The sequence below is a fragment of the Streptomyces sp. M2CJ-2 genome (genome assembly GCF_016757295.1).
Classification (GTDB): Bacteria; Actinomycetota; Actinomycetes; order Streptomycetales; family Streptomycetaceae; genus Streptomyces.
This window is the reverse complement of record NZ_JAESIF010000036.1, coordinates 1-12386: the sequence shown is the minus strand read 5'-3', so window position 1 is coordinate 12386 and position 12386 is coordinate 1. Positions and strand designations below refer to the sequence as shown.

Below are 12386 nucleotides of genomic sequence, written 5' to 3'. Positions count from 1 at the left end.
CATGGCTCGACCAACACGTCGCATCGAGGGGGTGAGTCGTGGCTGAGCGCCTGACCTTCACACTGGCCGGCCGGGATGAATTGTCGAGGGTGTTGAACGGCACCGCCGACAGCGCGGACCGGCTGCGGCTGCGGCTGGCCGGTATCACGGCGGACTCCGACGGCCAACTGCGGGACCTGCAGGGACGTTTCCTGTCGGTGGCTGACGCGGAGCGCCTGGTCGCCGACCGTACGGGGACCGTCCAGCGGAGTATGACGTCGCTGTCGGACGAGGCGGGCAAGCTCGGCGACGCCCTCAAGGCCAACCTGATCAGCCTCCTGCCGGCGGCGATCCCAGCGGCTGCGGGGCTGACGAGCTCGGCGGCCGCGCTGGCCGGGCAGCTCGGTGCGGTCGGCGTGGCGGCCGGCGCCTACGCGCTCGCGCTGGGCCCGCAGGTTTCCGCGATCGGTGAGGTCCTCGAGGCACAGGAGAAGTGGGACGAGGCGGTCGCCGAGTCGGGCGCCACCTCGCAGGAAGCCATCAAGGCGCAGCTGGCGTACCAGCGTCAGCTGGAGAAGCTTCCGCAGCCGACGCGTGAGGCCGCGGTCGCCGTCGGCATCCTCAAGGACAACTACCAAGAGTGGAGCGACTCCCTCGCTGGTGACGTGATGGCGCCGTTCACCAAGGGCGTCGCCGTCGCCAACGCTCTGCTGCCTCAGACCACGGGCCTGGTCAAGGGCGCCAGCAGCCAGTTCGACCGGCTCATCACGCTGGTGGGCGGCGCCATCTCGACGCCCGGGTTCGACGCGCTCAACAGCAGGTTCACCAAGTTCACGAACGACACCCTCCGCAACGGCATCGACCGCCTGACGATCTTCCTGGCCAAGCTGGAATCGGGCCAGTACGACGGCGGCGCCCTGAGCGAGTGGTGGGACTACGCCCAGCAGGCCGGCCCCGTCGTGTGGGACACGCTGGAGAACATCGCCGACGCGCTGCTCAACGTGCTCGAGGCAGGCTCCGGTGTGGGCGTCGGCATGCTCGAGGTCGTCAACGTCCTGTCCGGGATCGTGTCGGCCGTGCCGCCCGACGCGATCGCCACGATCCTGCAGCTGGCCATCGCCATCAAGGCCGTCAAGCTCGCGGCGGCCGGGGCAGCCGCAGGCCAGGCGGCGCTTGCCGCCCTCGGCGTGCAGATCGGCGCCATGCGCGCGGCGGCCGCCGGTGCGCCTGGTGCGCTCGCCGGCACCACCGCAGCGATCGGCACGCTGTCCCGCACCGCCAAGGTCGCGATGGCTGGCACGGGGATCGGACTGCTGCTCATCACCCTGGACCAGCTGTCGTCCAGCAGCCGCAAGCCTCAGCCCGACGTCGATAGCCTGACCACTTCGCTCACTGAGTTGGGCCGCTCGGGCAAGGTGTCCGGTGAGGCGCTGCGCGTGTACGGGTCGGACCTGTCCGACCTGGGGCTGGCGTTCCAGCGGGTCATCGACCCGGAGGGCATCGACCAGGTCCAGCAGTCCATCGTGTCGTTCTTCGGCATGGACAGCACCCCAGTGCAGCAGGCGAAGGAGGACGTCTCGGCGTTCGACGAGGCACTGGCCAGCTTGGTCTCTGCCGGGAACGCGGACCTGGCGGCGGCCGCGCTGGACAACACCATCGCCAAGCTCGAGGAGCAGGGCTACAGCACCGACGGGTTGCGCGACAAGCTCACCGCCTACAACGACGCGTTGGCCGGACAGGCACTCGAGCAGGAGCTCGCCGCTCAGTCGATGGGCCTGTTTGGTGAGCAGGCCCAGCAGGTGCAAGGGAAGCTGGACGCACAGAAGTCCTCGGCCGACGGGCTGAGGCAGAGCATTCAGGCCCTGAACGACGTCAACCGCCAGGGCCTGTCCGGGATGATTGGGTTCGAGGCGGCGATCGACGCGGCCAGCAAAGCGGCTGCTGAGAACGCGGGCGTCCTGGACATGCAGGGCGGGCAGCTGGTCCTCAACTCGGAGAAGCAGCGCGCCGCGGCCACGGCCCTGAACGACCTCGCATCGAAAACGGACGAGGCCACGGCGTCGGCCCGCGAGTCGGGGGCGTCGTGGGAAGAGGTCAACGGGATCTACGAGCGGGGCCGGCAGCAGCTCATCCAGAACGCCATGCAGATGGGCCTCACGAAAGCGGAGGCCAAGGCTCTGGCGGACCAGATCCTCAAGACACCGGACAAGACGGCCAAGCTCAAGGGCAACATGGAGGACCTGCAGGCCAAGCTCGCGGATGCCAAGCAGCGACTCAAGTCCGTGCCGGACTCCCGCAAGTCCAAGGTCCGGGCGGAGATCTCCGATCTGCAGCGGAAGATCAAGCAGGCCGAGTACGAGCTGTCCCGGCTCCAGGACAAGACGGTCACGGTCACCACTCGGCATGTGGTGGTGGGTGACGGCAGCGCCGCACGGCGAAGCGGCTCGCACGGCTCTCAGCTGAGAAGCGCGCAGGGCGGGCCGATCGGCCGCTACGCCGACGGCGGCGACGTGGTACAGCTCATTCCGTTCGGCGGCCCGGTCTGGGGCCCGGGCACGTCGATGTCGGACAGTGTCCCGGCGTGGCTGTCCAACGGCGAGTACGTCATCCGGGCATCTGCGGTCGACCGGTACGGGCTCGAGCTGTTCGACGCGCTCAACGCCGAGCGGTTCGCCGGCGGCGGCGCGGCCGGCGGCGGGTTCACGTATGCGCCGACGGAGTCGTCGACGGCGCGGATCTCTTTGTCGACGGTGTCGTCCTGGTACGACAAGGACGTGCAGCGGCTGAAGGACGCGTGGGCCAAGCTCAACGAGGCGCTGCGCGACCAGGCCAAGAAGTCCACGGCGGCGACCAGGCGGGCGGTGGCCGAGGCCCGGAAGGACGTCGCCGAGGCGGACCGGGCGCTCGGTCTGAAGGCCGGGACCAAGGCCTCCGGGTTCAGCCTGACCGGCTACGCGAAGAACTTGGACGAGGCGGTCAAGAAGTCCGCGGCGTGGGAGCGCAACCTGAGCAAGATCGGGAAGCGGGCCGGGGCGGACATCGAGGAGACGCTGCGGGGCATGGGCGAGTCGGGCCGTGCCCTCGTCGCGAGCCTGGCCAAGGCCAGCAACAAGCAGTTTGGGGAGATCGTCAAGAACCTGCGCAAGCTGGCACCGACGGCGGCCGCCACTCTGGGCGACTTCACCCGGCAGCTCAACGCCACCACCGCCGGAAGCAAGAAGTTCCAGGACAACCTGCTGCGGCTCGCAGCCAGCGGGCACGGAGACCTGGCCATGCAGCTGGCGGGGCAGGGCGATGCCGACGCGATGGCGCTCGCCGCCGCGGCGGTCAAGTCTCCCTCGGCGGCGAAGAAGGCCAGCGCCGCCGTCAAGGCCAGCAGCAAGGTGCTGACCCCGGAGGAACTCGACGCGGCCATGCTGATGCTCGGCGCGCTGTCCCGGAAGGGCGCGACCGTCGAGGACGTGGTGAAGGCCGGTGTGAACTGGCCGATGCTCGTGAGTCTGGCGCCCCGCTACGCCAAGCAGATCAAGGGCCTCGCCGGTGGCCCCAGTTTCGTGAAGGGGATGAAGGAGCGCGGGATTACGCTGGCGCAGGGCGGTCTGCTGGTCGGGCCGGGCACGTCAATGTCGGACAGCATCCCGCTCTGGGGCTCGCACGGCGAGTACATGGTGAAGGCCGCGGCCGTCGCCAAGTACGGCACGAAGTTCATGGACGCCCTGAACGACGGCAAATTGCGGATAGGCCGTCCGGCGCGGCCGGGACTGCCGGCGGCGCCGGCGCAGGCGGTGCCGGTGGCGGGCGGCGACCGGCCGTCGGTGACGTACCAGGTGTACCCGCGTAAGTCGGTGATCGATGTGGAGGATCTGCGGCTGCTGCAGCGGCAGGAAGAGGCACGGCAGCGCGTGGGGAGGCCTGGGTAAATGCCCCTGATCACAGCACCGGTCGTCACCCCGGAGCAGCCGCCGGGTGAGGTCCCGCCGCCGATCGAGATACCGGAGATCGGCTACGCCAGCATTACGTACATCGACCCCACGGGACAGCGGTGGCCGATGACCGACCTGGACGGCGACTGGTACACCCTCGCCGAGGGCGTGTCCGGGCTGGGTGCGACCCGGTACCTGCTGGCTTCGGACCCGCACCCGCGCGGCGGCACGCGGGTGCGGCACGTTCAGCCGCAGGCCCGCACCATCGTGTGGCCGGTGCTGGTCAAGGGCACCGACCATATGGCCTTCACCCGGAACTGGCGGGACGTGGGCGGCGCGTTCCTGCGGACGCTGCGGCCCGGGCCGGATGGCCGGCCTGTCTCTCCGGGCGTGCTCGAGGTGGCGCGGCCGGACGGCACGGCCCGCCGTATCGAGGTGGTCTACGACAGTGGGTGGGACGGGCGTGGGCAGGCGGCGACTGGGATCACCTGGGACAGCGCGGTTCTCACGCTGGTGTGCGAGGACCCGTACTGGGTGGACGTCGTACCGCAGAGCGTGCACCGGGAGACCGGGGCGCAGGTCGACTACCTCGCGCCGTACCCGTCGGTGTCCTCGTCGCAGGTGCTGGGTGCCACCAGCGTGGTCAACCCGGGCGATGTCGACGTGTGGCCGGCGTGGACGGTCACCGGTCCCGCCACCGCGATCACGTTCACCCGGGAGGACACCGGCGACGCCTTCACCCTCGACGTGACGGCCACCGGTCACGGCCCGCTGCTCGAGGGGGAGACCGTCACCATCTCCACCGACCCGCCCCGCGTCCGCTCCGGCACCGGCGAGAACCTCGTCAGCGGCCTCAACTGGCCCGCCGCCGTGCTGTGGAGCATCCCTCCAGGCGAGACGCCGGTGACGTTCCAGCTCGACGGCGCCGACGCCGGCAGCGCCGTCGACCTCACCTATCACCCGCGGTATGACACCGCGTGAAGGAGGTGAGCATGGCGCTGCAGCTGCTGGTCACCGACCGGAATCTGACTGTGGTCGGTGACCCGCTCGACGGGTGGACCCGGCTCGCCTGCGACCTGAATCACAACCGTCCGGCGTCCGGGCAGGTGACGCTGCCTGCTCGGCCCGAGGTGATGGAGCTGCTGCAGCCCGGGCACCGCCTGGTCGTCGTGCGGGACAAGGGCGTGTGGTGCGCGGGCCCGATGGAGGAACCGCAGGACTACGTGTGGGACCTCGAGTCGAACGCCGGCGGCACGGTCACGGTCCGCTTCAGCGACGACCTGGCGCGGGTGGCCGGCTACCTCACCTACCCCGAGCCGACCAAGGCGTTCGCCGCTCAGGACACGGTCACCGACCGGCACCGGGTCTTCACCTCGCAGAACGCCGAGACGATCATCCGCACGTTGGTGTCGGAGAACTGCGGGCCCGGCGCGCTGGCGGCCCGCCGCATTCAGCGCCTGGTCCTCGACGACGTCGCCGGCGTCGGCAGCAACCGGTCCCTGTCCACGCGGTTCGATCCGCTGCTGGACGCCTGCCGCGAGGTCGCCGCCACCGACGGGCTCGGCTTCCGCACCCGGCAGATCGGCAACGAGATCCGGTTCGGGGTGTACGCCCCGCGGGACCTGACCAGCACCGCGCGGTTCTCCGCAGGCCTCGGCAACCTGCGCTCCCTCCGGTACACGATGGGCGCACCGACCGCCACGTCCGAGCTGGTGCAGGGCGGCGGCGACCCGGACGACGCCGCGACACCGCCCAACATCCGCGTCTACCGCGAGGTCACCTCGGGGGCGGCCGCGGACTGGTACCGGGTCGAGAAGCTCATCGACAAGACCGGCACCGAGAGCGACATCGACGGGGAGCTGACCCAGGCCGGGACGCTCGCCCTCGGCGAGGACAACCCGCAGGCGTCCCTGTCGACGGTGACGGTGGACACCGAGGACCTGCGCGCGGGCCGGGACTTCTTCCTCGGTGACCGGGTGACGGTGGTGCTGCCGACCGGGGTGGAGATCGCCGACATCGTGCAGACGATCCGGCTCGAGGCCACCCCCGACGAGGGCGAGCTGGTCACCAGCGTGATCGGCAACAGCGACAAGACCACCACGACGGCGACAGTGCGCACGGTGCGAGACCTGGCACGTCGGCTCGGACGACTGGAAGCGAGGTAGCAGGATGGCGCAGAGTTCATGGCCCAGCCCGGCCGATGACCGGGTGGTGACCGATGTCCAGCACGAGCTGTTGGCGGCACGCTTCTCCGATGACGGCGTGTACGGCGACCCGACTGACACTCAGGTAGTGACGGCCGGTATCGGCCTGACCGTGGACGTCCGTGCCGACGTGCACGCCAGCGTGCGAGGGCATGGCTGGACGTCCGGCAGCACCGGCGTCACCCTCGACATCGCCCCGAACAGCAGCGGGCAGACCCGCGTCGACCGGATCGTGCTGCGGCTGGACCGGTCCGACTGGACGGTGCGGGCCGTGGTCAGGCAGGGCACCCCCGGCGCGGGGCCCCCCAGCCTGGCACGGACCACCGGGGACACCGGCATGTACGAGGTTCTCCTGGCCGGGGTGACGGTGCTCAGCGGGGCAGGTGCAGTGACGGTGACCCGTGGCGAGCTGTACGTGGGCGCCAGGGTCCGGCCTTGCCTGTCACACCACAAGAATTTGCACCCTGAGCGCGGCGAGATGGCGTGGGAGACCGACACGGGCCGCCTGGTCCTGTGGGACGGCAGGACCTGGCTGGTGGTGTACGAGGATTCGGGGACCGTCCTGATCGACTCGCAGCTATCGGCGTGGACCAACGCCTCTGCCTCTGTGCTGGAGAAACGCAACGGCACCGTACATATGAGGCTCGGCTCGTTCGAACGTAAATCGGGCAACTTGGCCGGGAGCGCCATGTCCCGTCTGCCGGTCCTGATCCCGTCTGCCTACCGGCACCCCACCCGTGACCTGCACATCCTCGCGTACATCTCCGGCGCGTCCCTGGCTCGGGTGATCGTGTACTCGGCCAACACTGACAGGCCCGGACAGGTGTGGCTGGAGAACTACGAGAGCGTCCGAACGGGCCAATACGTGATGCCGATGTCCGGCGTCAGTTGGGTGGTGTGACATGGCCCGGTACCAGTACGGCGCGGGCATTGCCGATTTCGTGGTCCGGCCCAGCGATGGCCTGTGGACCGTCGCTACGGGGGCCGTGGTCACCTTCTGGGACGCAGCCGTGGACGGCGTCCAGTACACCGACCTGCAGGATGCGGGCGGGTCGGCCATCTCCGAGGTGCACGCCTCCGAGTACGGTGGCCTGCCGCGCGTCCTCGGCCCGGACGGCGTGACCGGGATGTGGGCGGACGCCGGCGGATCCTCCCGTGTATGGATGGAAGCGCACCAGGTCCCCACCACCAGCACGGCCAAGCCCGTGCTGGACTGGCTGAACATCAAGGACTTCGGGGCGCAGGGCGACGGGGTCACCGACGACACGGCCGCCGCGCAGGCCGCGATCGGTGCCGCCAGCACCGCCGGAGGCGGGACGCTGTACGTCCCGGCGGGCCGCTACATCCTGAACGGGTCCCTCACCTGGGCCAGCGGGGTCAGCGCGATCGGCGCGGGTGCGCGGGCGTCGATCCTGCAGTCGACGAACCCCAACCTGGACTGCATCACCGGCACCGACCTCAGCGACGTCACGCTGCAGGGCCTGCAACTGTCCGGACCCGGCCGGGGCTTCGGCTCCGGTGTGCGGTTCACCCGCTTCAGCGCGCCGGCGACCGCGGGCATCACCCTGCGCGACCTGCTCATCCAAAGCTTCGGTGGGGACGGGGTGTTCTGCCACCAGCTGGCGGGCAGCGTCCTGCACCGCGTGCGGGTCCGCACCTGCAGCGGCACCGGCTTCCACCTGCAGGCCCCGACCGACACCGTCCTCGGCGGCGCCTCCACCTCGCTGGTCGGCTGCACGGCCGAGGGATGCGTGACCGGCGGATTCTGGCTGGACGGCATGGCCTACACCAGCCTGGCCGGCTGTGGCGTGCAGCAGTCCCCGGTCGGCTACCGGCTGGACGGCTGCACGGCCGTCACCCTGACCGGGTGTGGAGCCGAGCAGTGCACCACCGGCCTGACCGTGTACGGCGGCACCGGCACCACGGCCAGCGGGTTCACCACGCAGGAGTCCGACGGCACGTCCGTCTGGCTCACCGGCTCGGCCAAGGGCGTCGTCCTGACCGGCGTGACCGAGACGGCACCCGCCACCGCGGCGACCACGTGCCTGCGCGCCGACGCCGGCACCACCGCCACGGTGATCGGACTGACCGCGGCCAAGCCGAACACCCTGACGGGAACCGTGAACCGGGTCGACTCGGGCGACGGCTCCACGGTCCTGGCCGGGAAGACGGTGGTTCCCAGTGGCGGTGGCGCCGCCCGCATGGGTACCGCGGTCCTGGCCGCCGGGACCGTCACCGTGAACACCACGGCGATCGCCGCCAACAGCGTGGTGCAGCTGACGGTCCAGACCCCGGGCGGCACGGTCGGCACTCCCTACGTCAACGCCCGCACGGCCAGCACCAGCTTCGTCATCAAGTCCACGTCGGCCAGTGACACCAGCACGGTCGGCTGGCGCATCCTCGACCCGTCCTGACGAAAGGACTCTCGTGCCAGCAGCCATCGCGCCCCAGACCCTGATCGAGCTCGGGCAGCAGGAGGCTGCCATCAAGTACCAGGAGGACCGCAGCGGAAGCACCTGGACCAACCTGAACCGGTACGCCAAGGAGACTCCGGGGATGGCGCCCTACGACGGGCAGTCGTGGTGTGTGATCTTCCTGCTCTGGCTCGCGCACCGGGCCGGGGACGTCAGCATCATGCCGCAGACCCCGGCCTGCGCCACGGCCATCACCACGTACCAGAGCTGGGGCCGGTGGTCCTGGTACCCGGCCATCGGCGCGCAGGTGATGCTCGGCGCCAACGGGCACGAGCACACCGGCCTGGTCTACCGGTACGACGCCACCCGGATCTGGACCATCGAGGGCAACACGAACGTCGGCGGATCGGCCGAGGGCGATGGCGTCTACCTGCGGGTACGCGACCGCGCCGACAGCAAAACCTTCGGCTACGGCTACCCCCGGTACTGCTCGCCGATGGTGACCGCGGACCCGAACTGGGTGAATGACCCATCCCTGATCAAGACGTCCTCCGGGACGGCCGCCGCCTACGCCCCCTACCCCGGCCCCGACTTCTTCAGGATCGGCCGCACCTCCCCCCTGGTCCTCGCCGCAGGCAAGCGCCTCGCAGCCGTCGGCGCCGGCACCTACGCCTTCGGCCCGAGTGCCGACATCGGCCAGACCGACCTCAACAACTTCGGCACCTGGCACACCATGTGCGGCTCCCCGGGCGGCGCCTACACCGGCGTCCCCAACGAAGCCATCTGGCGTCTGCTGCAGGTGCCCCACAGCCACTGACCCCGCACCACCCGCACGCCCCGCGCCTCTCCTGGCCCGGGGCCTTTCTCATTCCTGGAGGTCCCATGGACACCACAGGACGCCATCCCAGCACTGCTCAGGCAGTGCGTGGTCTGGCCTATGACCATCTCCCGCGCAGTTTGCAGACGGTCTCCAAGCCGTTCCACGACCTGGTCGCCGAGATGCTACGCATCCTCCCCGACGACCCCGAACTGACCGCAGCAATCCGCAAGGTCCGCGAGGCAAAGGACTGTTGCGTTCTGCTCGCCGCCCTGGACGACACCGCTGCAGACGAGGGGAGAAAACTCCATGGCTGACCCGCTCTCCGCCACCCAGTTCCTCGCCGCCCTCAAAGCCGAGGGCCTGGACGTCATCGAGGTCGGCGACTGGCGCGACCACCACCGCAACCACAAGGGCCCGTGGGGGCCGGTCCACGGGGTGATGTTCCACCACACCGTGACCGAGGGCTCCGCCCGCACGGTGGACATCTGCCGCAAGGGCTACAGCGGCTTGCCCGGCCCGCTCTGCCACGGCGTCATCACCAAGGACGGCCGTGTCCACCTCGTCGGCTACGGCCGCGCCAACCACGCGGGCCTGGGCGACGACGACGTCCTCCGGGCGGTCATCGGCGAGCGCGACCTGCCGCCGGACAACGAGGCCAACACCGACGGGAATCGGCACTTCTACGGCTTCGAGTGCGAGAACCTCGGCGACGGGGACGACCCCTGGCCCGCCGCGCAGCTGCTCGCCATCGAGAAGGTGGGCGCCGCCATCACCAGGGCGCACAACTGGGACGAGCGGTCGGTGATCGGGCACCTCGAGTGGCAGCCCGGGAAGGTGGACCCGCGCGGCTTCACCATGGCCAGCATGCGCAGCCGGATCGGCAAGCGGCGCGGCTCCAAGGCGCCGGCACCCCAGCTGCCCGCGCCGAAGCGTCCGGTCGTCGACCTGTCCGAGCTGGTGAAGGCAGCCCGCACCAACCCGAAGATGAAGGGCACGCCGGTCACGTACAGCGGTACGCGCATCGTGGAGGCCGCCCTCGTCGACGCGGGCTTCCTCAGCAAGCAGCGCCTGGACGGGCACTTCGGCAGCGACACGGTCGCCGCCTACTCCCGGTGGCAGCTGAAGCTGTACCCCGGCGCCAGCACCGCTCCTGGTGGCGCCGCCGACGGCATCCCCGGCAAGGACAGCCTGCGCCGCCTCGGCAGCAAGCACGGCTTCGACGTGAAGGACTGACGACTCATGAACAGCAAGTTCCTCCTGGACCTGGCCGAACGCACGGGCTGGACCGGCGCCGAGGCCGCGCTCGGCCTGGTCGTCGTCGAAGTAAGCGACCTGCCGGTGTGGTGGGCCGCTCCGGTGGCGCTGGTAGCAGCGGCAGCGAAGTCGTGGGTGGCCAAGCACCTGGGCCGGAAGGGCACTGCCTCGACGCTTCCGGCGCCCGCCGACCCGGCGAGCGTCGCCCGGGGCGTCTGAGTCTGCTTCATGTGTGCGCGGAGGAGAAGGCATGGACGCCGCCATGGTCACGGCTCTCGCAGCACTGATCGCGGGACCGGTGGCCGCGGCGGCCGCTATGTACGGCTCTCGTGGCGCAAACAGGGCAGCCCGGGAGGGTAGCGCGGTGACGGGATTCAGCAGCTTGACGGACCAGCTCCAAGAAGAGCGGCAGGAGCTGAGGACCGAGCTGGCGGCGGTGCGCGCCGAGCTCGCGGCGGAGAAGGCGGAATGCGCGCGGCTGCGGCAGCTGGTCCAGACCCTCGGGGGGCAGCCGTGAAGCGCGCCGAGACCGCCCTGTACCGGGCGCGCTACCTGCTGTGGGGCATGGCCGTGCTGCTGTTCGTCGGTGGCGCCGTCACGGTGGGGTGGCTGCTGGTCGACCGTGACCGGCTCGCCAGCCAGCTCGAGGCGGAGGCGAATCGGCGAGGGGAGGCAGTGTCCACTCTCGCGGGGGACGTGCGCGCTTTGCGGGCGCAGGTGGAAGCGGAGGGCGGGACGCCGGTGGCGCCGGACCCGACCACGGCTGTGGAGGATCTGCCTGCACGGGCTGAGATCCCCGTGCCAGTCCCGGGGCCGGCTGGCCCTCGCGGTCCGCGGGGCGAACCGGGCAAGGACGCGCCGACGATGACGCCGTCGCCGGGCCCGCCTGGGCCGCAAGGCGAGCCGGGCGCCACAGTGACCGGGCCACCCGGACTGTCCGGACCACCCGGTCCTCCCGGACCGCCCGGACCGCCCGGGACGCAAGGTGAACCGGGACCGGCCGGGCCGCGGGGACCGGCCGGTGAGCGGGGGCCAGCCGGACCGTCATGCCCGAGCGGGTACAGCCTGCAGCAGCCGAGCTGGGACGAGGCCGCCCTCATCTGCCGACGCGCGGGGGCCCCGCCCAGCGACGACCAGACCCCGAACGCGCCGGCGAGCCCGGCCGTCATGGCGCTCGATCCGCAGCGCCGGCAGTACCCCTGAGCCGTGAAGCACTGTGGCCCCCTCCCGCCTTCAGGCGGGAGGGGGCCGCTTCATCGTGCCTGGGTCAGTCGTCCAACTCGATACGGAAGTCGACGACGGTGGTGTCGCCACGGCGCACGATCGGGTGGGCGACCTCAACGACGCGGCCCGTATCTGCGATGTGCCGGCGGGTGTAGCGCAGGACCGGGACGCCGGAGCCTATGCGGAGCGTCGCCGCCTCATGCTCGCTCGGCATGCCCGCAGTGAACGACTCGGTGATGGTGGTGACGCGGATACCCAGGCTCGCCATCTGCGCTCGAGTGCCGCCCGGCCACGGCTCGTGGATCGGGTCGGCGACCGGTGTCCCTGCGACGTCGGACCAGCGGACATAGGACGTGCTCATCTGGGTGGGTTCATCATCGGCGTGGAACACGAAGTGTCGGGCAAGGAGCGGCAGGCCCGGTTCGTCCTCGAACAGTTCGGCAAGTTTGGCGTCCGCCTGGACCCGCTCGAACCGCTTATCGAGTCGGTACTCAGTGCCTGTCCATGAACTGATCGTCAGGGCGGCGGAGCGGAATCGGTGAAGCCGTCCGGACGAGCAGGACCTCTT

At 70.5% G+C, this 12386-nt stretch carries 11 protein-coding genes; 10 read left to right on the top strand and 1 reads right to left on the bottom strand.

Annotation, left to right across the window (positions count from 1 at the left end; all coding sequences use genetic code 11):
* Window positions 1–38 precede the first annotated feature (38 nt).
* From JL475_RS24225 to JL475_RS41260, 10 genes are all read left to right on the top strand, one after another.
* Entirely contained in the window at window positions 39–3899 is a 3861-nt protein-coding gene (locus JL475_RS24225) for a hypothetical protein (protein WP_202280032.1), read from the top strand.
* Window positions 3900–4883 carry a phage tail protein gene (locus JL475_RS24220; RefSeq protein ID WP_202280031.1) on the top strand — a complete coding sequence of 328 codons (984 nt, stop codon included), beginning with the start codon at window positions 3900–3902 and terminating at the stop codon, window positions 4881–4883.
* Between the two features lie 11 nt (window positions 4884–4894).
* Window positions 4895–6067: a siphovirus ReqiPepy6 Gp37-like family protein gene (locus JL475_RS24215; protein WP_202280030.1), complete on the top strand. Its 1173-nt coding sequence runs from the start codon at window positions 4895–4897 to the stop codon at window positions 6065–6067.
* A gap of 4 nt (window positions 6068–6071) precedes the next feature.
* Complete coding sequence (locus JL475_RS24210; protein WP_202280029.1) at window positions 6072–7007, top strand: hypothetical protein; 936 nt, start codon at window positions 6072–6074, stop codon at window positions 7005–7007.
* Between the two features lies 1 nt (window position 7008).
* The gene (locus JL475_RS24205; RefSeq protein ID WP_202280028.1) at window positions 7009–8520 is read left to right on the top strand and encodes a glycosyl hydrolase family 28-related protein; all 1512 of its coding nucleotides are present in this window, start codon (window positions 7009–7011) and stop codon (window positions 8518–8520) included.
* Between the two features lie 13 nt (window positions 8521–8533).
* On the top strand, window positions 8534–9337 hold the full coding sequence (locus JL475_RS24200) for a hypothetical protein (RefSeq protein ID WP_202280027.1): 804 nt from the start codon (window positions 8534–8536) through the stop codon (window positions 9335–9337).
* 65 nt (window positions 9338–9402) lie between these two features.
* Window positions 9403–9654: a hypothetical protein gene (locus JL475_RS24195; RefSeq protein WP_202280026.1), complete on the top strand. Its 252-nt coding sequence runs from the start codon at window positions 9403–9405 to the stop codon at window positions 9652–9654.
* The gene (locus tag JL475_RS24190) at window positions 9647–10573 is read left to right on the top strand and encodes an N-acetylmuramoyl-L-alanine amidase (protein ID WP_202280025.1); all 927 of its coding nucleotides are present in this window, start codon (window positions 9647–9649) and stop codon (window positions 10571–10573) included. Before JL475_RS24195 ends, JL475_RS24190 begins: the two co-directional genes overlap by 8 nt.
* A gap of 6 nt (window positions 10574–10579) precedes the next feature.
* On the top strand, window positions 10580–10813 hold the full coding sequence (locus JL475_RS24185; RefSeq protein WP_202280024.1) for a hypothetical protein: 234 nt from the start codon (window positions 10580–10582) through the stop codon (window positions 10811–10813).
* 163 nt (window positions 10814–10976) lie between these two features.
* On the top strand, window positions 10977–11111 hold the full coding sequence (locus JL475_RS41260; protein ID WP_272932967.1) for a hypothetical protein: 135 nt from the start codon (window positions 10977–10979) through the stop codon (window positions 11109–11111).
* 750 nt (window positions 11112–11861) lie between these two features.
* On the opposite strand, the gene JL475_RS24170 is transcribed toward JL475_RS41260, so the two are convergent.
* Window positions 11862–12386, bottom strand: a 525-nt coding sequence (locus tag JL475_RS24170; protein WP_202280021.1) for a UTRA domain-containing protein, incomplete at its 5' end; no start/stop codon positions are given.